The organism is uncultured Senegalimassilia sp. (assembly GCF_934632265.1).
GTDB lineage: Bacteria > Actinomycetota > Coriobacteriia > Coriobacteriales > Eggerthellaceae > Senegalimassilia.
In genome coordinates this window covers 1-23,458 of record NZ_CAKTYH010000004.1, presented here as the reverse complement: position 1 = coordinate 23,458, position 23,458 = coordinate 1, and the positions used below count along the sequence as shown (strand labels likewise).

Sequence of the window (23,458 nt, the reverse complement as noted above, 5' to 3'; positions counted from 1 at the left end):
TTTGAGCCACGAGTTCCATTCTTTCTACTACGACCAAATGCAGCGAGAGCCGTCCACCGACGACTTCCGCCTGCCCGCTGGAACCGAGATGACCGAGGAGCTGCTTCAGCGCCTGGTTGACGAGTTCGAGCAAGACCACAAGCCGCGCTACGAGTACCTGGACAAGGTGTACGACACGCACTACGCGATCTTCGACCGATCATGGCGCAAGAAGCCCGGCTACAAGCCGAACAACCGCCTGTCTGCCGACTTCTGCTACACCATCACGGACACGTTCGAGGGCTACTACATCGGCGTGCCCATGACGCTTTCGGTCAAGGGCGAGGACGATGGGCGCAAGAAGGCCGTGGAGGCGTTCATCGCCGACTATACGGCGAGAAACTTCCAGGAGGACGTGGACGCTGAATTGTCGGAGATGGCGTCGAAGTTCGGCCATGCCTACGAGATGCTGTACCAAGACGAAGAGGGCCTGCCGCGATCAATCGCGGTGTCGCCGCTCACGTCGTTCATGGTCTACGACGATTCCGTGCTGAAGCGCCCGATGTTCTTCGTCCGCTGGTTCTACGGCGATGACGGCGCTATCAAGGGCAGCTATTCCGATGCCCACGAGGTCGTGCCGTTCAGGCGCGGCGATGCCGGCTTGGAGTTCGGCGAGGCCGAGGGCCACAGCTTCGGCAGCGTGCCCGCCGTCGACTTCCGCCAGAACACCAAGGGGCGCGGCCTCTACGAGGGCGTGCTTTCCATGGTCGAGCAGTACAACGCCGTGCTTTCCGAGAAGGCGAACGACGTGGAGTACTTCAGCGACTGCTACCTCGTGGTCAAGGGCAAAGAGCTTACCGATGACGAGCTGGTGAACATCCGCGAGAACAAGGTGATCAACCTCTTCGGCGAGTCCTTGGAGGGCCTTGACGTGGTGTTCCTGGCGAAGCCCAACGCCGACTCCGTGCAGGAGAACCTTATCAACCGCCTTGAGCAGCTGATCTTCAAGATGGCGATGGTGCCCGACATCACTTCCGACAGCTTCGTCACCGCCTCCGGCATAGCGCTCAAGATGCGCATGATGCCCATGAGCAACCTCGCCCGCAAGAAAGACCGCAAGTTCAAGCGCGGCGTGCAGGAGCGCCTGAAGCTCCTAGCCGCCTATCCGTTGAGCCAGGGATTCAGCGGCGACGATTGGCAGATGGTCGATGTGACCATGCACCGCAACATGCCCGACGACTTACAGAGCGAGGCATCGGTTGCCGGGCAGCTCTCGGGCATCGTGTCCGAGGAAACGCAGCTTTCCGTGCTCTCCTGCGTGAGCGATCCCAAAGCCGAGATACAGCGCAAGCGCGACGAGCAGGAGGAGAAGGCCAACGCGGTGAGCGATGGCTATCCAACCAACCGAACGATCGAGACCAACCAAGAGGAAGGAACCAACGATGAAGGTAGCGACCTATAGCCGAGGCAAGCAGCTTGCCATCCGCGAGGAGCCGGGCGGCGAGATCATCGGCACCATGGGAAACATGACGGCGGCGCGGGTGGAGTCCGTCGCCGACGGCTGGGTTGAGCTGACGATGGGCGGATACGTGCGCGAAGACCTCGTGAGCATCTACGGCCTAGTCGATATGACCACCTACAGCATCAAGCAGCCCGAGACAGCGCCAAATGAACCACAGCAGGAAACGGATGCCGTCACGCCTGCCGAGCAGCCAGGCGAAACCGAAGCCAAGGAGCAGCCGGCAGAGGACAGCGGCGAGCTTGGCAGCATGAAGCTCAACGACCTGCGCGAACTTGCCCGCAACAGCGGCGTGAAGATACCGAAGAACGCCACCAAGGACAAGATCATCGAGCTGTTGCTTTCCAATGAGTAAGCCGAGCGACGAATACTGGCGCGAGAGGCGCGACGAGTTCTTGCAGCAGCTGACCAAGGACGAGGCCGACCTGTCAAGGCGGCTTTCCAAGGTCTACGCATCCGAGGCGGCGAAGCTCGACCGCATGATAGCGGCCTACTACGCCAAGTACGGCGAGGACAAGGTGATCGAGTACCGCCGCCTGCTGCAATCCATCAGCGCGGAAGACCACACGCTGCTCATGGAGCGCATGGACGAGTTCGCCAAGAAGTATCCGCAGTACGCCGACCTCATGCCTGTGCGCGAGAGCATCTACCGCCTGAACGAGCTTGAGGCTATCCAGATGCAGATACGCTTGCAGCAGCTTGAGATCGGCGCGATCGAGCAGGAGGAGTTCCGCAGGCACTTCGAGGAGCAGGCGCGGCGTGCCGCAAACATCGCCGCCGAGGAGCTGGGCTTCGGCAAGGAGTTCTACCGCTACGACTCCGAGGTCGTGCGTGCGACGGTCGGAGCTGCCTGGGCGGCGGGCGGAGACTTCTCGGCCAACATCTGGGCGAACCGCGAGAAGCTGGCGAGCTACCTCAACGACGACTTCTCAAAGCTGATCGCACGCGGCGCCTCGTACGACGAGATCTCGCGCGAGCTTCGCCAGAGGCTCAACCACAGCGGCGCGAAGACCGCCATGCGCCTCGTGTACACAGAGGGAACGTACCTTTTCAACGAGGCGCAGGCACGCGTGCACGAGTCGGAGTTCGACAGCTACGCGCTGTCGTGCATCCACGACGGCAGGGCCTGCGAGGTGTGCCGCGAGCTTGAGGCCTACCAGAAGCAGCACCCGGCGAAGTTCTCCGAGCGCATGCCGGGCACGAACTTCCCGCCGATGCACCCGTGGTGCCGCTGCTCGTACACCCTTGCGGTTGCCGACTGGGACAAGTGGATCGACGATTACGTTGCAAAGCGCGGCGGCGATTCGGCGACCCACGCCATGACGCTGCGATCAAACGCCATGGTTCGAGAACCCGCCACCACGTCCCTACTCGAATCGCTGCAACGCGCCGGCTCGGCGCTGGCCGGGCTTGATTTCAGGCTCAAGGGCCAGCAGTCGCTTGCGCGGAAGATCCGAACGGACTCGCACAAGCTCGACGTGAGCGAGAAGGAGGCATCCGATGGCATAAACGATGTGCTGCGCTACACCTACGTGCTGCCCGTGGAGTCGTTTGCTGACGAGTTCGCGCGCATCAGGCAGGCGCTTGAGAAGGCGGGCTATACTGTGGTCAAGGTCAAGAATACGCTCGGAGACGCGGCAAGCGCCTACCGAGGCGTCAACACCCAGTTCGAGACGCCCGACGGCTTCAAGTTCGAGCTTCAGTTCCACACGAAGCAGAGCCTCGACGTGAAGGAGCGCAACCACGCGCTCTACGAGGAGGAGCGGCTTGAGGACACCCCGCTTGAGCGCAAGTGGGAGCTTCGCCGCGAGATGGCCGACAACGCCGCGAAAATAAAGACGCCGCCGAATATCGAGGAGGTTCGCAAATGATTTACTACACCGACGACTCCCGCAGGCGCGTATCGCGCTTCGATGCGAAACAGATGGTGTGCGAGACCTACGATTTCACGCTCGGGCGCTGGGTATTCGACACAGAGGTGTTCGGAACGCAAAGCGGCGACCTATGGCTAGACGAGATTGGCCAGGAAGAGGCCGAGGCGATTATAAGAAAGCGCGACAAGGCGCTGCACCGATAGCAAACAGGCGAAAACCGAATAGGCATCTCACCCCAACGGCACAATCAAGGCCCCCAACACGGGGGCCTTTTCTTTTGCGTCAAGGAGGAGCCATGGAGATCGAATACATCACCCGCGCTGGGTGCCCGTCATGCGAGGCGTACCGCCGAGCGGTCATAGACCCGCTTTCCGAGGAGTACCCGGGGCGCGTGAGGGTTCATCAGGCATGGGACGGCCTCATGGAGCGGCTGAACAACGCCGAGCGCATCACCCGCGTTCCCATGGTCGTTGTAACCGACGGCGGGCGCGAGGTCATGCGCCTGCTTGAGATGCCAACGCTTGAGCGCCTTGAGGACATCCTGGAACCCGCCTGACGGGCGAATCTCACGCATGAAGGACACTCGCATGGTCAAAGACCGACCGAGCGTTGAGGTCGTTAAAAGCCACGGTTCGGGCAGGCGTGGAACCCGCTAAAAGCTACGGAAAACGTGCAGGCATGAGCCACGAGAAACCTTATGGAGGGTACGAAGCATGGCAAAGGACGGAAACCGACAGAAGTTCGCAGGAGTAGCGGGCGGAAACCTCACCCCGCCGCAGCAAGGCGACGAGGGAACCGAAGGCGCTGGCGAAGAGGCGGGCACCGAGGGCGAAGGCCCCGAAGGCGACCAGCAGGGCGCGGGTGAAGACCCGGACGACAAGGGAAGCAAGCCCAAGACGAAGGGCAAGACCTACACCGACGCCGACGTTGACGAGATCGTCAAGAAGCGCATCTCCCGCGAGCGCGCGCAGATCGAGAAGCAAATCCGCGAGCAGATCAAGCAGGAGGCCGACGACCAGCGCAGCGAGGCCGAGAAGCTTGCGGGCATGAACGACTTGCAGCGCGCGCAGTACGCGCTTGAGAAGGCCAACGCCGAGAAGGCTGCGCTTGAGCGCCGCATCAACCTGTCCGAGCAGATGGGCGTTGCGCGCGCCGAACTGAAGGCCGCAGGCATCGACCTCGGCGACGAGCTTCTTTCCATGTTCGTGACGGAGAAGGCGGACGACACCAACGCCGCGATCTCCAAGATCAAGGAGCTTTTCCCCAAGGCGGTAGACGCCGCAGTGCAGGAAGCGCTCAAGCGCCAGCCCCCCAAGGCGGGCAGCGAGGGCAAGCCCCAGTCCTTCGGCGCTAGCTTCGCAGCCGCATACAGCAACCGAATGAACGGAGGAAAGAAAGATGGCGCTCAATAAGGCGTTCACCTACGGCGAGTCCGAAAGCATCCTCGATTCCGAGGTGGGCATCGTCACCAAGACGCGAACCGCTACCCAGGCCATGGCCAAGGAGGTAGACGGTCGCAAGATCATCAAGGCCGGTGCGCTGTTCACCGGCACCGACGAGTTCGGCGTGTTCCTTGAGGACTACGACATGACGGACACCGACAAGTGCCCCGTCGCCGTGATCTTCCAGGGCCGACTCAAGGCCGACAAGGTATCCACCGAGGCCAAGGCCAAGAAGGCGGACTTCGCCGCCGCAGGCCTCTACCTCGTGTAAGAAAGGAGCAGCTTAGATGCGTCCCATTTCCGAGCTCATCACCGAGCGCGACATGCTCGACTTCTCGCAGGGCTTCAACGTCCAGCGAAACTACCTCGGCTCCCGACTGTTCCCGGATCAAAAGACCCAGTACATCGAGGCCGAGTACTCCCGCATCGTGGAGAACGGCAACCTTCCCACCGTGGCAATGATCCACGGCTTCGACACCGAGGCGCACATCGCCTCCCGCGTTCCGTTCGAGCGCGTCGTCACCGAGCAGCTGCTCATCAAGGAGAAGATCAACCTCACCGAGCGCCTGCGCCTCGTCACGCGCGGCCTCGACATGCAGATGGACTCCGTGCGCCGCTACTGCTTCGACGACGTTGCCCGCATGGCAGAGTCCGTCGTCGCCCGCGTCGAGAAGGCCAAGATGGAGGCCCTTTCCACGGGCAAGATGACCATCAACGAGAACAACGTCTCGATGGAGGTCGATTTCGGTGTCCCCAGCGACCAGAAGGTAGCCACCAAGTGGGCCGTCGCCGACGCCGACATCATCGGCGACATCGACAAGTGGGTGACCATCGCCAACGGCAAGGGCCAGACCCCCACCGTCGCAATCACCTCCAAGAAGGTGTTCTCCCTTATCCAGCGCAACGCAGCCGTGCAGAAGGCGATCTTCGGCATCAACGGTGCCGGCATCCTGCCGAGCCTCGCGCAGGTCAACAACCTGCTCGCGCAGCAGTTCAACGGCCTCACGCTGAACATCGACGAGGAGCGCTACGGCGTGATCGACACCGCCGCCGACTCCATGAAGGTTACCCAGGGCCGCTTCTTCCCCGAGGACAAGTTCGTCATGTGCTCCGTCGGTTACGACGGCTCCGTTGGCACCGGCCTTTGGGGCGTAACCCCCGAGGAGCTTGAGCAGGGCGGCGCGTTCGACGAGAAGCGCCAGGAGCAGTACGTCACCTGCGTTCGCTGGGACACCCAAGACCCGGTTGCCACGTGGACTAAGGCCTCCGGCCTGTTCATCCCCGTGCTTCCCAACGTCTACGGCCACATCATCGCCACCATCGACACGACCTCCGAGCAGGCGCTCGAAAATGGCGATCGCCCGGTAGAGGGCTAGCCATGGCATCCCTCGCAGACCGCGTAAAGGCGCGTTACCTGGAAGACGAGGCGGTGCCGGCAGACGCCGTTATCGAGGAGATGATCGCGACGGTATCAGACCGCCTGTGCATCCGTCTCAAGGTGGCCGAGCTGCCGCGCCTCGCCGAGTCGATCGCCGTGGATGCGGCGATCAAGGCCCTGCGCCTGCGCGGCTACGAGGGCAGCACCTCCGAATCTGCATCGGACGGCGGCAGCATGTCGAACTCCTTCGTTGACGACGTGCTGTCCGCCTATTCCGCCGACATCGAGGCCCTGCGCGATGCGTGCCATCCCAAGGGCATCAAGTTCATGGGGGCGCGGCGATGAGGTGGTACAGGGCGGCTGCGATCAAGCGCGAGCAAACGGGCACCGACGAGCTGCACAACCCCGTGTGCTCCGAGGTGTCCGCCTTCGACTTCTTCGTTCGCGTAGGCCCGTGGCACAAGGTCAAGGCAGACAACGCGGGCAACGCCTACGACGGCGTTACCCGCTCACTGCTCACCAAGAGGCCCGCAGCAGACTTCGGCGGAATGTGCGCGGTCGAGGTGAAGGGCCACGCCTACGAGCTGGCGAACGTATCAGCGGACGGCGATACGACCGTCCTCACCGTGAAGGGGTTCAAGCCATGGGTTTTGTGATCCAAGACGTGAACGACCTCGCGGGAAAGCTGAAGCGGCTTTCCTCCGTGCGCTTCGATGCGGTCATCACGAAGAACATGGCCCAGATCTTCAACCGTGGCAAAGCCGACGGCGGAACGCCCGTATCGACCGAGAAGACCAGGCCGGGCGGGCCGCACGGCGAGCTGCGCATGTCGCTGGGCCACTCGGGAGACACCGTTGGCTACACGAAGAGCTATGCGCCGCACGTCGAGTACGGCCACCGAACCGTGAACGGCGGTTACGTGCAGGGCCAGCGGTTCCTCAAGCGGAACGTGGACACGCAGCGCCCGATTTTCAAGCAAGACCTGATCGACCAGCTGAAGAAGCTCTAAGGAGGAACGATGCCGCGAGCAGTGCAGCGCCTAAGCCTGGCCGTGTTTCTCGGTTGCCTCATTGACGCGATCGAGCAGGGCACCGGCACGAAATGCTACGACAGCCCCGAAAACAGGGCTTCTCCGCTATACAGCGTGGAGCTTCAGAACACGCAGCCAGAGAACACCAAGACCATGTACATCGACGCGATCAGCGTATGGGTTCACTGCATAAGCGAGCCTATGCGCCCGTACAGCAACGCAAAGGTTCTCGGCATGATCCAGCGCCTTGAGCAGGCGCTTGCGGATGGGTTCGAGCTGCCCGAACCGTTCTCCCTATACCGCACGACCTTCGACGGCGTGCAGACGCTCAAGAAAGACGAAACCGACGAGGGGCACGCGATCGTGGGGGTAACCTTCCGCGTTTGCTACGGCCTCCGCGTCAAATAACGAGAAAGGGGCCGCAATGGCTTCCGTTACCGACAACAAGCTCGTTGGGTGCGACTTCGACTCCGCCACCGCAAAGGCGCTCAACGGCAACGACATCGTGGCGCTCGTGACAGACAGCACGGGCGCGAACCTTCTGGCCGTGGCGGGACAGCAGGGGCTTTCCTTCAACCTCAACCAGGACACCACCGAGGCGGCCACCAAAGACGACGCCATCGGCGGTTGGAAGCTGCGCTTCGCCAGCAACAAGGACTGGGACGCGTCCATCGACGGCCTCTACTCGCCCGACGACGAGGCCACGAAGATGGTCGTCAAGGCGCTCGCCGACGGCACCTACCTCTGCCTGAAGATCTGCAAGCGCATCCGCTCAACCGCGAACACCAAGTACGTCCCCCTGCGCATGGGCCTGGCGATTGTCACCTCCGACACCTTCGAGGCGCCGAACGACGACAACACCACCTATTCCATGGAGTTCCAAGGCTCCGGCAAGCCGTGGCTCTACGAGACCGCGACCGAAGACCAGATCACCGCAGCGACCGTGACCGTCACCAACGACTAAGGAGCACACGAATGGCAGAAGAGAAGGATTTCGACGAGTTCATCGAGGGCAACGAGTCCGACGAGGAGCTGGAAGACGCCCTCGAAGATTCCGTCAAGGAGGAGTTCAAGGGAGAGCTTGAGCAGGACATCGAAGAGATGGAGCGCGCAACGTTCACCGTCAAGGGGCGCGAGTGCGAGATCGCCTTCACGCGAAAGCGCATCGACCTCTACGAGGAGCGCCACACGCCCATCATCGCCTCTTTCTACAAGAACGACGGCATGTTCACGTTCAAGGAGCTTTCCGCCATTGCCGGCTACGGTCTGAAGCTCGTGGGCGGCGGCTACTTCATCCCGAACAAGGGCGAGGAGATTGTTAACAAGCTGATCGAGGCCAACGGCTACCCCGCCGTGTACCAGGCCGTGATGCTGGCCCTTCAGCGCGACTGCGCTTTTTTATTCATGGGCGCACAGAACGCGCTCTCACTCGCCTAACGGGCTTCGAGTACTTCAAGACCGTTCAAAAGCGCGGCGAGGATGCCGAAGACGCTGCCCTGTTCCACAGGGAGGCCGATTTCGCGTTCTTCGCCGCGCGTCTCGGCTGGGACTACGAGCAGTACGCCCAGCACACGCCCGTCCAGCTCATGTTCGTGCGCAAGGAGCTTGAGACCGCGACGGTTCGCGACTCCAACCTGCTCAAGGATGCGGTTCAGGTCGCCGTAGCCAACTGCCTTTCCAAGAAGACCTACAAGCTCTGGCAGAAGCGCAACGGCGAGTTCCGCGAGACGGACTTCACCCACGCCGAGATCGACGCCCTGAAGGAGCAATACCGCAAGAACCCGCCTTGGACGCCATGGGGAGGTGCGAAACCGAATGGCTGATTACGTTCTATCCGCAAAGGGAACCTACAACGGCTCCAACATGGACGGCGGCCTCGACAAGTCCGCCTCCAAGCTCAGCGGCCTCAAGGACACCGCCAAGTCCGTAGGCTCGCAGGTTGCCGGCTTCTTCGCCTCAAGCTTCGGCAGCGTTGGCAAGTCCATCGCCACCGCGATCGGCACGGTGACCGCAGGCGTCACCACGCTAGCCGCCACGGGCGGCATGAGCCGCGCCCTCAACATCGAGAAGGCGCAGGCCATGTTCAAGGGCATGAAGCTCGAATGGGGCGACTTCTACCAGACGATCCAAGATTCCGTAGATGGAACCGCCTTCGGCTTCGACACAGCAGCGACGGCTGCGGCTCAGCTGGCGGCTTCCGGCGTTGCGGCAGGCTCCGACATGGAAAAGGCCCTCAACGGCTGCGTCGGCACCGCCGCAACGTTCTCTCAAGACCTCGGCGACCTCTCGTCGATCTGGGCAAAGGTTGCCGCCAACGGCAAGCTCTCGGGCGAGCAGGTGGCCCAGTTCACAGACCGAGGCATCAATGCGATCTCCGTGCTATCAACCTATCTCGGCAAGTCCTCCGACGAGGTTTCCAAGATGGTCACAGCCGGCAAGATCGACTTTCAGACGTTCTCCGACGCCATGTACGCGTCTTTCGGCGATTCCGCAAAAGCAGCCAACGAGTCGTTTACCGGCTCCATGGCGAACATGAAAGCAGCGCTTTCCAAGATCGGCCAGGACTGGATGACACCGCTCAAGGACTCCGCCATCCCCGTGTTCAACTCCATCCGTGGGGTTCTCAACTCGTGCCGCGCGGCCATCAAGCCGCTTTCCACCGCTTTCGGCGAGTTCTTGGGCGTCACCTACGACGCTCAGGGCAACCTCACGCGCACCGGCGGAGCAGCCGAGAAGCTTTGCACGTTCCTCGACGGGCTGGCCGAGAAGATCAAGGGCGTTGACCTCTCGCAGCTCGGAACGGGCGGCAAGATCGCAGCAGCCGCTCTGGCGGGACTTGCCGCCGTGTCGTTGGGCGGGCTTATCGGCCAGATCCCAGTTCTCGGCGCTTTGGCAAACTCGCTCACGGGCGGGATTATTCCTGCAATTAAGGGCGTTGCCACAGGCTTTGCGGCGCTGAGCGCACCTGCCGCCGTTGCCGTTGCCGCCATCACTGCATTTGCGGCGATCTTCGCTTACAGCATGGCCACCAACGAGGCGTTCCGAAACCAAATCATCGGCATAGCATCCAGCATCGCGTCATCGCTTGCCCCCGCGTTCCAGTCGCTCACCGGGCTTGCCGAACCGCTCCAAGGTCTCTTTGCCGCCGCCGTTATCGTTGTGAACAGCTTCGCGCTCGCACTTGGCGGCCTGGTAGCTGCGGTGGCCCCTGTGATCGCCACCATCGTTTCGGGACTCGTGCCAATCATCAGCACGATCATAGACGTGGTGGGCCAGATCGCGCTCGTGATAACAACCACGCTCTGCCCGATCATCCAGCAGATTACCGACCTCATAACGGCGAACATGCCCGTTATCCAGGAAGTAATCACTGGTGTTCTTACGGTGATCCAGACGATCATCAGCACGGTTCTGCCCGTCATGGTCGAGATCTTCAGCTCAACCATGACCGCCATCCAGGCCGTTATCGACGCCGTTTGGCCGTACATCTCCGCAATCGTCACCGCAGCGATGAACGCCATCCAGGCGATCGTGACGATCGTCCTCGGCATCATCAACCAGGACTGGGGCAGCGTGTGGAACGGCATCCAGGCGCTCGCTTCGAGCGTATGGAGCATCATCGAGAACATCGTCAACGGCGGTGTTGCGTTCATCCAGGCGGTCATCACGAACGGCCTTGCGCTGATCCAAAGCGTCTGGGATTCCATCTGGTCGGCGATCGGCAATCGGCTGACGAACCTCTGGAACACGATCAAGTCCGTCGTGCAGGGCGGCATAAACAACGTCAAGTCGTTCATCTCAAGCGGCCTCTCGACCGTGCAGAGCCTTTGGAGCTCGGCGTGGAACACCGTGCAGGGCATCCTCAACAACGCTTGGAGCGGAATCACCAACGGCGTTTCGAGCGGCATCAACTCCGTGGTGAGCTTCGTTTCCTCGATCCCCGGACGAATCGTAGGCGCTCTCGGCAACCTCGGCTCACTGCTCTACAGCGCCGGCAGCTCCATCGTGAGCGGCCTGCTCAACGGCATCAAGTCGACTATCGGCGGCGTCTACGACTTCGTGTCCGGCATCGCCGGAACGATCGCGAGCCTGAAAGGCCCGAAGCGCAAGGACTTGAGGCTCCTGATCCCCAACGGCGGCTGGATCATGCAGTCGCTCGAAACGGGCCTCAAGAAGCGCTTCGAGGGCGTGAAGGACACCGTTTCGGGCTTCGCCGACGAGCTGAGCATGTCGTTCGGCGGGCCTGATGTCACCTACGAGACCGGAGCCGCAGCCGCAGTCGGAGCGGTGGCCGGCGGCGACACCTATTACATGACCATCGACGGCAACACGGCAGACGCAGACATCGCGGTGGCTAACGCCATCGACGTGCTGGTATCCGCCGCACGCCGCTCTTCCACGGCGAGGAGGTAGACGTGGGAACCTATACAAGAGAGATCCAGATCGCGGGGCTCAACCGCTGGTATTGCGGCTACATCTCGGTCGATGCGGTGAACACCGTCAATGACACCACCTCGCGCATCACAGTCACCGCCGCGCTCGAAGACAAGTACGCCGCGCAGTACGGCACGCACTATGACGTAATCGTCAACGGCGTCACCTACAGGTCGCGCGACGTGCTGCTCAACAACTACGGCAACTGGGCCACGCGCGACGCCGTGACCTTCACCGTGGACGTCGGGCGCGGAGCCAGCGGCTGGAACTGCTCCGTGCAGATCCACGTCTACGGCAAGACGTACAACAACTACTACGGCAGCGCGGGCGGCGACGCCTGGGCAACGGAGTACGCTTGGATTCCCCAGCGCGGGTACTCGCAGCCGCATCCGCCCAGGAATCCGAAGCTTGCTCGCGTTTCCGACACCTCGCACAAGATCACGTGGGACGTCGATTACACGGGCATGGACGGCGCATACCCTTGGGCTGGCGTGTACGTCGATCGACGCACCGACGACGGCTCATGGGTCAATATCGCCGACGTGTCGTGGGACGTGACCAACTACACCGACAACTCCACGAAGCCGGGCCATAAATACGAGTACCGCCTTTGCGCCCACGGCCCTGGCGGCAATTCCACGCACGTGTCCTGCGGAACCGCCTACACCACGCCCTCCGCGCCATCGCGCGTGGAGGCCGTTAAGGCGGGCGCCACCGAAGTAACGCTTCGCGTCTACGGTGCTTGGACATATGCAGCCGCATGGGACATCCAGCGCTCGACGGACGGCGGCAGCACATGGTCGTCCATAACGGCCAGCACCGAGGGTGAAGACCCCGCTTGGCTCGACCTACACGACAAGGCCGCTCCTGCGGGAACGGTCGTATACAGGGTCAGGGCCAAGCGCGGAAGCCTTGCCTCCTCGTGGGTCAAATCGAACTCCGTCACGACGATCACGCCGCCGCTCGCCCCGAAGGTGACCGCAAGCTCCGTCGTGCCGACCGGAACAGCGGCAAGCGTGGCATGGGTGCCCAACCATCAGGACGGCTCGGCACAGACCGCCGCGCAGATCGAGTTCAGCGGCCCAGAGACGATCACCAAGTCGTACACGACCGCCAAAAGCGCATCCGTGGCGCTCGCGAAAGGCAACTGGAAGGCGCGCGTGCGCACCAAGGGCCTCCATGCCGATTGGGGCGCATGGTCTGGATATGTGGCGATCGTCGTCGCCGACTACCCGCAGTGCTGGGTGGCATCGCCCGCCACCGATGGCATCCTGATCGACCAGGTTCCGCTCACCGTAAGCGTGGCCGCGTCCGACGAGACGGGCATCGCCCAGGCAACGCTTTCCCTTGCCGAGGTCGGCGGCGCAGTTGTCGCCACCGCAGACGTCACGAGCTTGCAGCCCGTGCAGTTCGGCAGCTACGCGACCATCAAAAACGGCATCGACTACATGCTCACGCTTGTGGTCGTCGGCGGCTCCGGGTTGTCGAAAACCGCCACGCGCCGATTCAGGACGCATTGGGCGGAACCTGCGACGCCGGTGGTCACCGTTTCCTACGGCGACGACCTTACATGCCACGTGAAGGTCGAGAACGGCGTTTCAGCCTACAACGTCGAGGAAACGACGCTTATCGGCCCGATGACCTACGACGAGGACAACAACGAGCTTCCCATGTTGGGAACGATCACGTGCGATGGCCACGAGCTTGTGCTTGGCAGCGCATCGAAGTGCGAGAGCTTCATCGTCGAGCGAATCTACGACGATGATTCAAGCACGCTGGCAAGCGGCCTGCTCGATGCCCAGGAGACGATCGACCGCGTTCCGCCGCTCAATGCGGACATGAAGTACCGCGCAACAGGCACGGCCGCGAACGGAACGTCTGCGTATGCCGAGATCGACGCGAAGCTGCTTGCGAGCTGCATGGCGCTCAATTTCGGGCAGGATGCGTCAACGCTCATCAAGATGGAGCTTGATGCGGGCTACTCCACGTCTGCGGCGCGCAGCTACAAGAGCTACCACTTCGCCGACGGCGGGGAGAACGGCGGGCTTCCGATGTCGTACCTGCTCGACGAGTGCGACCTTGCCACATCCGCCTCGTGCCTTTTCCGCCGCGACGGCCACGACGCCTTCCGACGCGCCATGAAGAGCCAATGGCAGGGCTGGTGGCGCGGCCTCGCTGGCGAGCGCGCCTTCGGAGCGATGACGTTCAGCGAATCGCTCAAAGCGCCGGGGCTTTGGTCGGCATCCGTGAAGATAGAGCACGACGTATTCGAGGAGCCGAACAATGCCTGATTGGAAGAAGCGCTTCGCATCGTCCTACCGCTACATGCGCGTAGACCGCAAGACGAACCTAGACGTCGAGCGGCTTAGGAACATCTGCAACGGCGGGACGATCGAGCGCAACCTGGATACCAACTACGAGACGGGCAAGGTCAGCTACAAGGGCGCGCTAGACCTCGGGAGCGACCTTTTGCGCGTGTACCTTGAGGCAGCGTTCCCAGATGGCTCTATTCACCTTGAGCCTCTTGGAACCTTCCTCGTGTCAACGCCGAAGCGCCCGATCGGCCAGGCGCTGGCCGAGGCAGACCTTTCCGGGCGATTGGCCGAAGTTGACGAGGACGAGTTCGACCAGCCGAGATCGGTTCCCGCCGGCACGAACGCCGTTGACTATGCGGCGAAGCTGCTGCGCGAGGCCGGCCTTGAGGTGATCGCCGACCAATCGGACTTCAAGCTCACGACGGCGTGGGTGGTCGGAGCGATCGGAAACGGAGAGAGCAACTACCGAACCCGCCTAAAGGCTGTCAACGCGCTTCTCGCGGCGGCTGGGTTCAGCTCCGCTTCATGCGACCCGCTGGGCCGAGTGCTGCTGCGGAAGTACATCGAGCCCGACAAGCGAGCGCCAACCATGGTCATGGAAGAGGGCAAGGGCGCACGCTTCGTGGACGACGGCACCGAGGAGTTCGACAAGTCGAAGGTAGCGAACGTCGTCCATATCGACTACTCGACGAGCGACGAGAGCATACGCGGCACCGCCATCGACTCCGACCCGAACAGCGAGTACTCGACCGTGCGCCGTGGCTGGCGCAAGGCGGTTTCCTACACGCGAAGCGAGCTTCCTCACGGAAGCACAGCAGCCGAGCGGCAGGCAAACGCGAATGCCGAGGCGCAAAGCCTGCTTGCCACAGAGCAATCGGCTATCCACCGCCTAACGGCCACACACATCTACGCGCCCGTCGGCATTTCCGACGCTATCGACGTGCGCTGGCCAAGCGAGGGTATCAGCGGGAACTTCGCAATCAGGAAGCAGACTCTCACCCTCGTGGGAGGATGCCCGATGGAATTGGAGATGAGACGCTTTGAACGTTAACGACATAAGCAACGCGGGCGACATGCTCGCCGAGCTTTTCACGCCGAAAGGCGGCTCGGGCCATTCCATGGGCTTCGCCACGGTCAAATCGATATCCGACGCGAAGGTTACCGTCTCGATGTCGGGGGCCACGCTTTCCGGTCTACCGATGACCACTGGCTGTTCAAGCGCCAAGGCAGGCGACCGCTGCATTGTCGAGACGATCGGGCCGCAGGCCATAGTAACCGGAATCATCGCGAAGTAGAGGAGGTGCGATGGCAGACGAAACGCAGATCGCGGCGTTTGTCCTCAACGAGAACGGCAACATCGACCGCGTGAGAACGACTGACGGCTCTATTTACCGCATCGAGTCAACGCTTGCCGTGGAGGCGGCGGAAGAGGCAAAGACAGCAGCCGCCAACTGCAAGACCATGACGGAAAGCGCTGAAACGGCCGAGAAAACGCGCGTGTCAAACGAGAACGCTCGGAAAACGGCTGAGACCGAGCGCGGCAACAACGAGACAACCCGCAAGAACAACGAGACGTCGCGCAAGAACGCCGAGACAACACGTCAAGACAACGAAACTGCGCGAAAGAATGCCGAAACCACGCGCCAGAACAACGAGACGAGCCGATCGAACGCCGAGATCGAACGCAAAAAGGCCGAAAGCCAGCGCCATGACGAGCATATCGCCGACCAACAGGCATCGAGCAACGCGACCTCGGCGGCAAACGGCGCGGCATCGCGTGCTGACGCGGCGGCCAACCAGGCGTTGCAGATCGCCAACTCCGTTGCGCAAGGAAGCGCGGGCGATTCGGACATCGCGGCGCTGCGCGAGCAGAACGCGATCCTGGCAAACATGCTCGCTGAGTCGAGCGGCAAGTTCGTGTTCATGGACGGCACGGTGTACGCGCCGTCTTCAAAGGCAACGTTCGAGGACGGAACCGTAAAACTCGGTTCCTCCTGCACGGTATCCGGCACGACCATCGTGCTCGCATAGAAAGGAAAACGAATGGCAAACGTAAACGCCGAGCGCTTTAACGTGAACGGGGTGAGCCATGAGATCATCGACTCACTGGCCCGCACCAACGCCACCACGGCTCTCAACAACGCCGAGTACAACCGACAGGGCCTGATCGGCAAGTACCCGGGCCAGTCGCTCGCAACGCTTCTCGCGGGCGAGGTCTCCGGCTCCGTCACCATCTACGACGCGCTGCACAAGCGCGTGCAGGCCGCGAACTTCAGCGGCATGCGCGTGGGCGACTACATCGACGTGCCGCTCGTGAGCGCGTCAAACGTGGCGGCCCAGCAGTCCGTGCGTTTCCTTTTGGCCCACATCGACCCGTACCTGTACTGCGGCGACAACAGCAAGGGGCACCACATCGCGTTCGTGGCGTCCGCTCCCGTGTCCGTGGCCAAAACCGTGACCGGCGTGGCCAACGACAGCTTTCTGATGTGGAACACCACCAACACCAACCAAGGGACGGCCGAGACCAAGAACCCCTACCTGGGGAGCAACCTCAAGGCGTGGGAGACGGCCTTCGAGGCGTGCCTGCCCGAGGGCCTGACCAAGTACCTGCTCACCCAGCGCGTCCTGCTGGAGGAGAGGTACAGCGCGAGCGGGGCGCTCACCGACTCCAACAACTGGAGCTGGCAGGATATCGGCAAGGTGTGGTCCCTGTCAGAGATGGAGGTGTACGGCTGCCCAGTGTGGGGCACCAAGGGCTACAGCGTGGGCTTCGACTGCCAGTTCGACCTGTTCCGCGATACCGCGCACCGCTTGAACGGAACTCGGTACTCTTGGTGGCTGCGTTCCGTCATGGGTGGCTCCTCGTCCTACGTGTGCTACGTCTACGATAACGGCAATGCCAACTACAACTCGGCGACGACCACCTGGGTTCGCCCCCGCCCCGGCTTCCTCGTCGGCTAGCCAGCCGAGTGCTCTATACTTCTCTTTCGATGCGACCGCCTTGCGCGGTCGCATCCCTGCCCGCGCAGCGGGCCGTTTTTTTCGCCACTATTTCCGGGAGGTGCCATGAGCGGCGTCTACCAGCGAAACCGCGAGGTGTCCGAGTACAAGTTCTTCACGCAGGCCATCGCCATCCGCGTGGAGGTCAACAAGCTCATGGCCTCCTCGTCGGTCGTGCCGAAAGCCTACAGGCTGCTGAACGCAGTCCCCACGGTGGAGACCGCGCGCAGCATCGTATACAACGTCAACCGCGCCGACTGCTTCTACCCCAACAGTTCGTTCAACGCACTTGAGCGCAAGCGTTACCTGACGCTGGCGATAGCCGACTGCGAGCAGCTGATGCTCGACATGCAGTGCCTCATGGACATAGGCCTGCCCGTGAACGCCAACCGCTTCGAGGCGCTGGCGGGCATGGTCGATGAGGAGATCAAGCTGCTCAAGGGCGCGCGCAAGAACGTGCGCGTCACCGGCAAGAAGTCGACAGAGGAGCGCATAGCCGAGGCCGAGGCCGAGCTAGAGCGCCTGCGTTCGCTATAATGGGCGGCGGTCCCGTCTTGTATATCGGTACAATTGGTGGCTGCGTTCCGTCATGGGTGGCTCCTCGTCCAACGTGTGCTACGTCAACAATAACGGCAATGCCAACTACAACTCGGCGACGACCACCTGGGTTCGCCCCCGCCCCGGATTCCCTTACTGCCAGACCGAGTAGGCCAACGGGCCGAAAGCAGAGCGCGGAGAGGAAGGAAGGCGCGACCATCGGGCGCGAGCCCGTAAATACGCACCCCGCGAGGGTGGCCGGACGCTGCTTGCATGGCGCGGCGCTCCGTGGCTTCGCCGCGTTTCATGGCCATACCTCAAGCGGCTGCCAGAGCCACATTGAAAGCCGTGCGGGGTGCCTTCTATGAACTCGGAGCAAAGGCGGGCCGCACGCCGGAAGCGCCGCGAGGAGAAGCGCGCCAGGGCCAAGGCCGAGCGCGTCAAGGCGTGCACCCTTGAGACGGTGGCCGACCTCAACAGCCTGTGCAAGGCTTCCAAGCAGGCCGCGCGTGGCGTCATGTGGAAGGCCTCGACGCAGCGGTACATGAAGGACTACCTGCGAAACGCCGTGAAATCGCGCCAAGACCTTTTGGAGGGCCGCGACATATGCCGGGGTTTCATCCGCTTCGACCTGTGGGAGCGCGGCAAGCTGCGCCACATCAGTGCAGTGCACTTCCCCGAGCGCGTGGTGCAGAAGTCGCTGTCCCAGAACGCCCTCGTGCCCGCGATAGTCCCCACGCTCGTATCCGCGAACTCCGCCAACATCAAGGGGCGCGGCACCGACTACGCCCTTAAGCTGCTCAAGCGCCACCTGGCCGACCACTGGCGGCGGCATGGGCGCGAGGGCTACATACTGCTGGGCGACTTCTCCGACTACTTCGCGCGCATTGCCCACGAGCCGGTCAAGCGGCAGGTGGCCGACGCGCTGCTCGACCCGCGCGTGGTCGCCCTTGAGCACCGCCTGATAGACGCGCAGGGCGAGGTCGGCCTGGGCCTGGGCAGCGAGCCAAACCAGATATGCGCGGTGGCGCACCCCAACCGCATCGACCACTACGTGGCCGAGATGCTGCGCCCCGAGGCCTACGGGCGCTACATGGACGACTTCTACCTGATCCACGAGTCCAAGGAGTACCTGCAAGTGTGCCTTCTGCTGATAGAGCACGAGTGCGCGAAGCTCGGCATCGCGCTGAACCCGCGCAAGACCCGCGTGGTGAAGCTGACGCGCGGCTTCACGTGGCTGAAGAAGCGCATCTTCTACACCGAAACGGGCCGCATCGTCATGAAGCCGTGCCGCGACTCCATCACGCGCGAGCGACGCAAGCTGAAGAAGATGGCCCGCATGGTGGCCGAGGGGGTCATGACGCCCGAGCAGGTGCAGCAGAGCTACCAGAGCTGGCGCGGCGGCATGGCTCACTTGGACGCGCACCGCAGCGTGCTGGCCATGGACGCGCTGTACCGCAGCCTGTTCGAAAATCTCGCGGGGGGGGGGTTGCTCAATGCAATCAAGCCCGAGAGACGATTCGGGCGGAACGCCCTCGCCATAGCGGAAGGGCGGCAACTCAAAACGGCGGCCTAGACGGGTCGAAAACGAAATAACCAAGACAGCGAAGGCGTGCTGCGGCGCGCCTTCTTTCTTCGCGCCCGCCCAAACGGCCAGGCAATCTCACGGCGCTAATACGATGGCGGCACATTCCCCGATAAGGAAGGAGTCCGCATGGACACTGAGGAAGACATGCCGCGCCCCGACGAGCTTCGAGACGGCACCCTGGCCGAGGTCAACGCCCTGCGCGACCTGCTGTCGCAGATCGGCGACCCCGACGCGGCGCACGACGCGGGCGTTATCGACGATGACGAGTACGTGGAGCGGAAGGCGCGAAAGCTCGCCTACACCTCCGCGCTCGCCGCCTACGCCAACGGCGAGGTGCCCGACCTCCCGGCGCTGCTCGAACAGATGCGCGAGCAGGCGTCCCAGCCGACGCAGACCGAGACCAACACGGCGAACATCGACTACCTGCTCATGACCGTGGGAGGTGACCAGTAATGGCTACGAAGAAAACCGTTGAGCATTCCAAGCACTTCGCGAAGGTCAAGAAGTACTACGACAAAGACCTTTGGAGCAAGGCGCGCGTCTACAAGGCTGTCGAGTGCAAATGGATCACCGCCGACGAGTACAAGGAAATCACCGGCGAAGAGTACACGGGGGCTTAGCGTGAACGACCTCGTGTACACCGTGGCGGTCACCGCCATCGTGTCTGGCCTCGTCGGCTCCGTGGTATCCGCCTTGGTGGCGGCACTCAAATCGCAAGGACGCAAGGCTGTCGAGCGCACCGAGGCGGAAAAGGCGACGGACGAGGCCTTGAGGATGGGGGTGCGTGCGCTGCTTTGGCGCGAGCTGAAGAACATCCATGAGCAGGCAGTCCGTCAAGGCGGCTTGACGGTCGCAGACCGCAAACACCTCGAAAACGTCTACGCCGCCTACCACGGGCTGGGCGGCAACGGCACCGGAACGCGCCTCTACGAAGACGCCATGAAGATGCCCGTAATCGACTAAAGGAGCAGACCATGACCACGATCCAGGCGGCTCTCGCCGTTATCTCTTCCGTAATCCTTCCGTTCATCATCCAGGCGATCAAGTCCGAGGCCATGGGCGGCAACGCCGCGCGTTGGCTCGCCATCGCCGCTTCGGCGCTCTTCGGCGCCCTAACCGCAATGGCCAACGGAATCCCGACCGACCCCGGCGCGTGGGTCACCGCGATCTTCGCCTGCGTCGGCGGCGTGCAGGTGGCATATGCGGCCTTCAAAGCGGTCGGCGTGACCGACAAGTGGCTCGACGCACTGCTTGCCATGGGCGCTCCGAAGAAGGACGACTAGGAATGGGCGGCAAGCGCCTCGCACGCATCGCCGCCACCGTCTCGCTGCTGGCCCTGCTCGCCGCCTTCGCCGACGTGGCGCTTATAGCCTCTAACGTGCCGAAGGCGCCAAAGGAGGAGCCTTTGCCCGTCATCTACGACAAGCCGCTCGACAAGCCCGCCGAGGTGCCCGTCTACCTCCAAGCAGACGAGCGCTGGGGCGGGCTTTCGTATGCGGGCGAAGACCTGGCCGCTGCCGGCTGCGGCCTCACGTGCGCGGCCATGGCGTGGGAATGGCTCTACGGCCAGACGTGCACGCCGGAGCAGATGCTGGGATTCGTTGGCGAATCGTGCCTCACGGACGGCGTGAACGACATGGAGAAGTTCTGCCGTTGGATGAACGCGAACGACCAGGCTTTGGGCTACACGCCTATCCACGACAACGCCGATGCCGCACTGAACGAGGCGGCAAGCGGGTGGATGGTGTTTTGCAGCCTAACGGGCCGGCTGCGCGAAGGCGGCAAGAGCTACGGCGGTCACATCGTCCTGCTCTGCGGGTGGGACGGCGAGACGGCGACCTTCCACGACCCCTACGAGGGCGTGGTGCGTCTGAGCCGCGAACGGTACGAACAAGTTGATTGGGCTTATTTCATAGCGATAGGGAGCGCTGAATAGAATGAACGGAATCGACATCAGCAATTGGCAGAACGGCATCAACCTCGCGGCCGTCCCGTTCGACTTCGTTATCTGCAAGGCCACCGAGGGCACGCGCTACGTGTCGCCAGACTGCGACCGCCAGGTCCAGCAGGCGATCGGCCTTGGCAAGCTCGTGGGCGTGTACCACTACGTCAACGGCGGCGATGCCGAGGCGGAGGCCGAGTACTTCTACGAGCACTGCAAGGGCTACGTCGGCAAGGCCGCGTTCTTCATCGACTGGGAGGATCAGGGCAACAAGGCATGGGGCGACACGTCCTACCTCAAGGCCATGGCCGAGCGCCTTGCCGAGCTTCTTGGCGTGAGCGTGGATCGCATCGGTATCTACGCATCCAAGAGCGTGTTCCCGTGGGGCCTCACCGATGCTAAGACGTGGGTGGCGCAGTACGCCGACATGAATCCCACTGGCTACCAGGACGCGCCGTGGCACGAGGGCGCTTACGATTGCGCCATCCGCCAGTACTCCTCTTGCGGGCGTTTGGACGGCTGGGCGGGCAACCTCGACATCAACAAGTGCTATATCTCCCGTGCGGAGTGGGAGGCCATGGCGGGCGGCTCCAACGGCGATCCCGACTCGCTTATCCACGGCATCGACGAGACGCCTGCGGCAGACCTCGCGGCGAAGGTGCTCGCTGGCGAGCTCGGAGACGGCGACGACCGCAAGCACGCGCTGGGCGACCGCTACCAGGAGGTGCAGTCGCTCGTGAATCACATCCTCACGGCATCCGCCGAGGATCTGGCAAAGGAGACATGGGCGGGCGATTACGGCAACGGCAGCCGCCGCAAGGCTGTTTTGGGGCCGCGCTACGACGAGGTCATGGCGGTGATCAACGGCCAGGCCGAGACCGAGCAGGTGTACGTGGTGCAGAGCGGCGACACCCTTTCTGGAATCGCCTCAAAGTACGGCACGACCTATCAGGATCTCGCCGCCAAGAACGGCATCTCAAACCCGAATCTGATCTATCCCGGCATGCGCCTGGTTGTTTCCTAGGCCGCTCGTGGTATCCTAACGAAGATGATCGTGCCGACTGCGCACACCTCGGTTCGAGGAGATGCGCAAACGGTGCACCATTCCGATTTGCCTCGAACCCGCCAGGTGTCAAGTCTGGCGGGTTCGTTGTTTCTCGCATCGTAGTTCAGCGCCGGGAGCCATGTCGTCGGACGCGTTCACCTCCAGCATCGGGCGCCCCGTCATCCAGCGCACACGCCTCCAGCGTCGGGCACTTCATCATCCAACGCGCCCACCTGCCAGATAAAAGCCTTGGGCGAAGCGCACCATCAGACGCAGCGGCGATTACGCCTGCTGCCCCTGCGGCGCGTCGCCGGCGTCCAGGAAGATCTTTCGGGTGACGAAGTTCCATACCATGACCACGGCGGTGGCGAAGATCTTGGTGATCAGGTAATGCACGCCCAGAAGCTCGACGCCCGCCCACATGCACGCGTTGTTGATGCCCAGGCCGATGACCGACAGCACCACGAAGATGATGAACTCGCGGCGCCGGGACATATCCTCTTTATGGGTGAACACGTAGCGCATGGACGCCACGTAGTTGAACACCACCGACACCGTGAACGAGATGGTGGCGCTGACCAGGTAGTTCACGCCGAACGCCTCGGTGAGCAGGGCAAGCAGGCCGTAATCGATGACGAACGCGATCACGCCGACCACGCCGAACTTCATAAGCTGCGCGATAAGCTTCTTCACGCAGGGCTCCTCTCCATCGCAAGCGGGGGCATCCCGCATTCGTCGGGCCCTCAGGCAAGGCCCGCCTCGGTACCTATTTCATTCAGTGCCGCGCATGCCGTGGGACCGACCTTGAGCATCCAGGCGGCGCATCGTTTCGGCAGCACGCCGAACAACCCGTGCGGATCGCGAAAACGGATGCTGCGCAACCCGACGATTATGGCACCCCTTGCCCCATCGGCACAACAATCCCACGCCATCCGCGCATATACTGCGGAAAGCGAAGCATTCACGTAGCGAAACCACGCGGTTTCGAGTAGCATGCAAGTACTTGTGCATTCAACTTTCACGAAGGAGCGCCCGGTGACTGAAACCGACAAGGCCGCCCTCACGGGCAAAGGCGTGGCCATCATCATACCCTGCTACAACGAGGCCGTCACCATCGGCAAGGTGGTCGACGACTTCCGCCGCGTGCTGCCCGATGCGGCCGTGTACGTCTACGACAACAACTCCTCCGACGGCACGGGCGACATCGCGCGCGCCCACGGGGCCACGGTCAAGGTGGAGCGCCGCCAGGGCAAGGGCAACGTCGTGCGCCAGATGATGCGCGACATCGACGCCGAGGCCTACCTCATGGTCGACGGCGACGACACCTACCCCGCCGAGGCCGCCCCGGCCCTGCTCGCGCCGCTTTTCGCTGACG

General features: G+C 62.7%; 31 protein-coding genes and 1 pseudogene. 31 read left to right on the top strand and 1 reads right to left on the bottom strand.

Annotated elements, in window-relative coordinates:
• The first annotated feature begins 1 nt into the window (after position 1).
• The 30 genes and pseudogenes from Q0H50_RS00735 (at position 2) to Q0H50_RS00590 (ending at position 22,062) form a co-directional block, all read left to right on the top strand.
• Positions 2–1,441 (top strand): phage portal protein, encoded by a 1,440-nt coding sequence (locus Q0H50_RS00735; RefSeq protein WP_294418289.1) that lies wholly within the window; start codon positions 2–4, stop codon positions 1,439–1,441.
• Positions 1,422–1,853, top strand: a complete 432-nt coding sequence (locus Q0H50_RS00730) for a hypothetical protein (protein WP_294418286.1) — start codon at positions 1,422–1,424, stop codon at positions 1,851–1,853. Before Q0H50_RS00735 ends, Q0H50_RS00730 begins: the two co-directional genes overlap by 20 nt.
• Positions 1,846–3,369, top strand: coding sequence for a minor capsid protein (locus tag Q0H50_RS00725; RefSeq protein ID WP_294418284.1), 1,524 nt, complete (start codon positions 1,846–1,848; stop codon positions 3,367–3,369). The genes Q0H50_RS00730 and Q0H50_RS00725 overlap by 8 nt, the downstream gene beginning before the upstream one ends.
• Entirely contained in the window at positions 3,366–3,575 is a 210-nt protein-coding gene (locus Q0H50_RS00720; RefSeq protein WP_294418282.1) for a hypothetical protein, read from the top strand. Before Q0H50_RS00725 ends, Q0H50_RS00720 begins: the two co-directional genes overlap by 4 nt.
• 92 nt (positions 3,576–3,667) lie before the next feature.
• Positions 3,668–3,928, top strand: coding sequence for a hypothetical protein (locus Q0H50_RS00715; RefSeq protein WP_178414295.1), 261 nt, complete (start codon positions 3,668–3,670; stop codon positions 3,926–3,928).
• A 157-nt stretch (positions 3,929–4,085) separates the two neighbouring features.
• Positions 4,086–4,784, top strand: a complete 699-nt coding sequence (locus Q0H50_RS00710) for a DUF4355 domain-containing protein (protein ID WP_178414294.1) — start codon at positions 4,086–4,088, stop codon at positions 4,782–4,784.
• On the top strand, positions 4,771–5,085 hold the full coding sequence (locus Q0H50_RS00705) for a hypothetical protein (RefSeq protein WP_178414293.1): 315 nt from the start codon (positions 4,771–4,773) through the stop codon (positions 5,083–5,085). The genes Q0H50_RS00710 and Q0H50_RS00705 overlap by 14 nt, the downstream gene beginning before the upstream one ends.
• A 16-nt stretch (positions 5,086–5,101) precedes the next feature.
• A complete protein-coding gene (locus Q0H50_RS00700; protein WP_052043988.1) occupies positions 5,102–6,190 on the top strand; it encodes a minor capsid protein E in 1,089 nt (362 codons plus the stop codon).
• Between the two features lie 2 nt (positions 6,191–6,192).
• Positions 6,193–6,537, top strand: a complete 345-nt coding sequence (locus Q0H50_RS00695; protein WP_052043989.1) for a hypothetical protein — start codon at positions 6,193–6,195, stop codon at positions 6,535–6,537.
• A complete protein-coding gene (locus Q0H50_RS00690) occupies positions 6,534–6,848 on the top strand; it encodes a hypothetical protein (RefSeq protein WP_035136711.1) in 315 nt (104 codons plus the stop codon). Before Q0H50_RS00695 ends, Q0H50_RS00690 begins: the two co-directional genes overlap by 4 nt.
• Complete coding sequence (locus tag Q0H50_RS00685; RefSeq protein ID WP_052043990.1) at positions 6,836–7,201, top strand: hypothetical protein; 366 nt, start codon at positions 6,836–6,838, stop codon at positions 7,199–7,201. Before Q0H50_RS00690 ends, Q0H50_RS00685 begins: the two co-directional genes overlap by 13 nt.
• Before the next feature lie 9 nt (positions 7,202–7,210).
• Positions 7,211–7,630 (top strand): DUF5072 family protein, encoded by a 420-nt coding sequence (locus Q0H50_RS00680; protein ID WP_294418256.1) that lies wholly within the window; start codon positions 7,211–7,213, stop codon positions 7,628–7,630.
• 16 nt (positions 7,631–7,646) lie between these two features.
• Positions 7,647–8,186, top strand: a complete 540-nt coding sequence (locus tag Q0H50_RS00675) for a phage major tail protein, TP901-1 family (protein ID WP_294418254.1) — start codon at positions 7,647–7,649, stop codon at positions 8,184–8,186.
• Between the two features lie 11 nt (positions 8,187–8,197).
• Positions 8,198–8,659, top strand: a complete 462-nt coding sequence (locus Q0H50_RS00670) for a hypothetical protein (protein ID WP_035136713.1) — start codon at positions 8,198–8,200, stop codon at positions 8,657–8,659.
• A gap of 149 nt (positions 8,660–8,808) precedes the next feature.
• A complete protein-coding gene (locus tag Q0H50_RS00665; protein ID WP_035136714.1) occupies positions 8,809–9,045 on the top strand; it encodes a hypothetical protein in 237 nt (78 codons plus the stop codon).
• The gene (locus Q0H50_RS00660; RefSeq protein ID WP_294418247.1) at positions 9,038–11,635 is read left to right on the top strand and encodes a tape measure protein; all 2,598 of its coding nucleotides are present in this window, start codon (positions 9,038–9,040) and stop codon (positions 11,633–11,635) included. The genes Q0H50_RS00665 and Q0H50_RS00660 overlap by 8 nt, the downstream gene beginning before the upstream one ends.
• A gap of 2 nt (positions 11,636–11,637) precedes the next feature.
• The gene (locus Q0H50_RS00655; protein WP_294418244.1) at positions 11,638–13,947 is read left to right on the top strand and encodes a fibronectin type III domain-containing protein; all 2,310 of its coding nucleotides are present in this window, start codon (positions 11,638–11,640) and stop codon (positions 13,945–13,947) included.
• Complete coding sequence (locus Q0H50_RS00650) at positions 13,940–15,022, top strand: hypothetical protein (protein ID WP_035136718.1); 1,083 nt, start codon at positions 13,940–13,942, stop codon at positions 15,020–15,022. The genes Q0H50_RS00655 and Q0H50_RS00650 overlap by 8 nt, the downstream gene beginning before the upstream one ends.
• Positions 15,012–15,266, top strand: coding sequence for a hypothetical protein (locus tag Q0H50_RS00645; RefSeq protein ID WP_035136719.1), 255 nt, complete (start codon positions 15,012–15,014; stop codon positions 15,264–15,266). The genes Q0H50_RS00650 and Q0H50_RS00645 overlap by 11 nt, the downstream gene beginning before the upstream one ends.
• A 10-nt stretch (positions 15,267–15,276) precedes the next feature.
• Positions 15,277–16,002: a hypothetical protein gene (locus Q0H50_RS00640; RefSeq protein ID WP_294418240.1), complete on the top strand. Its 726-nt coding sequence runs from the start codon at positions 15,277–15,279 to the stop codon at positions 16,000–16,002.
• 12 nt (positions 16,003–16,014) lie between these two features.
• The gene (locus Q0H50_RS00635) at positions 16,015–16,932 is read left to right on the top strand and encodes a DUF6273 domain-containing protein (protein WP_294418237.1); all 918 of its coding nucleotides are present in this window, start codon (positions 16,015–16,017) and stop codon (positions 16,930–16,932) included.
• Between the two features lie 105 nt (positions 16,933–17,037).
• Entirely contained in the window at positions 17,038–17,508 is a 471-nt protein-coding gene (locus Q0H50_RS00630) for a hypothetical protein (protein ID WP_294418236.1), read from the top strand.
• A gap of 34 nt (positions 17,509–17,542) precedes the next feature.
• Positions 17,543–17,680 (top strand): annotated as a pseudogene (locus tag Q0H50_RS00625) (DUF6273 domain-containing protein); the annotation flags it as partial.
• 192 nt (positions 17,681–17,872) lie between these two features.
• The gene (locus Q0H50_RS00620) at positions 17,873–19,084 is read left to right on the top strand and encodes an RNA-directed DNA polymerase (protein WP_294418233.1); all 1,212 of its coding nucleotides are present in this window, start codon (positions 17,873–17,875) and stop codon (positions 19,082–19,084) included.
• A gap of 138 nt (positions 19,085–19,222) precedes the next feature.
• Entirely contained in the window at positions 19,223–19,549 is a 327-nt protein-coding gene (locus Q0H50_RS00615) for a hypothetical protein (protein WP_035136723.1), read from the top strand.
• Positions 19,549–19,716: an XkdX family protein gene (locus tag Q0H50_RS00610; RefSeq protein ID WP_294418228.1), complete on the top strand. Its 168-nt coding sequence runs from the start codon at positions 19,549–19,551 to the stop codon at positions 19,714–19,716. Before Q0H50_RS00615 ends, Q0H50_RS00610 begins: the two co-directional genes overlap by 1 nt.
• A gap of 1 nt (position 19,717) precedes the next feature.
• The gene (locus tag Q0H50_RS00605; protein WP_294418226.1) at positions 19,718–20,059 is read left to right on the top strand and encodes a hypothetical protein; all 342 of its coding nucleotides are present in this window, start codon (positions 19,718–19,720) and stop codon (positions 20,057–20,059) included.
• Between the two features lie 11 nt (positions 20,060–20,070).
• Positions 20,071–20,379 carry a hypothetical protein gene (locus tag Q0H50_RS00600; protein ID WP_294418223.1) on the top strand — a complete coding sequence of 103 codons (309 nt, stop codon included), beginning with the start codon at positions 20,071–20,073 and terminating at the stop codon, positions 20,377–20,379.
• Positions 20,380–20,381: 2 nt separating this feature from the next.
• A complete protein-coding gene (locus Q0H50_RS00595) occupies positions 20,382–21,032 on the top strand; it encodes a C39 family peptidase (protein ID WP_294418221.1) in 651 nt (216 codons plus the stop codon).
• A 1-nt stretch (position 21,033) separates the two neighbouring features.
• Positions 21,034–22,062 carry a GH25 family lysozyme gene (locus Q0H50_RS00590; RefSeq protein ID WP_294418219.1) on the top strand — a complete coding sequence of 343 codons (1,029 nt, stop codon included), beginning with the start codon at positions 21,034–21,036 and terminating at the stop codon, positions 22,060–22,062.
• Positions 22,063–22,365: 303 nt separating this feature from the next.
• Here Q0H50_RS00590 and Q0H50_RS00585 read toward each other — a convergent pair whose 3' ends face one another.
• Positions 22,366–22,776 carry a GtrA family protein gene (locus Q0H50_RS00585; RefSeq protein WP_294418217.1) on the bottom strand — a complete coding sequence of 137 codons (411 nt, stop codon included), beginning with the start codon at positions 22,774–22,776 and terminating at the stop codon, positions 22,366–22,368.
• A gap of 342 nt (positions 22,777–23,118) precedes the next feature.
• Between Q0H50_RS00585 and Q0H50_RS00580 the strand changes: the two genes are divergently transcribed.
• Positions 23,119–23,458 (top strand): glycosyltransferase (locus Q0H50_RS00580; RefSeq protein ID WP_294418214.1); only part of this gene is annotated, 340 nt, incomplete at its 3' end.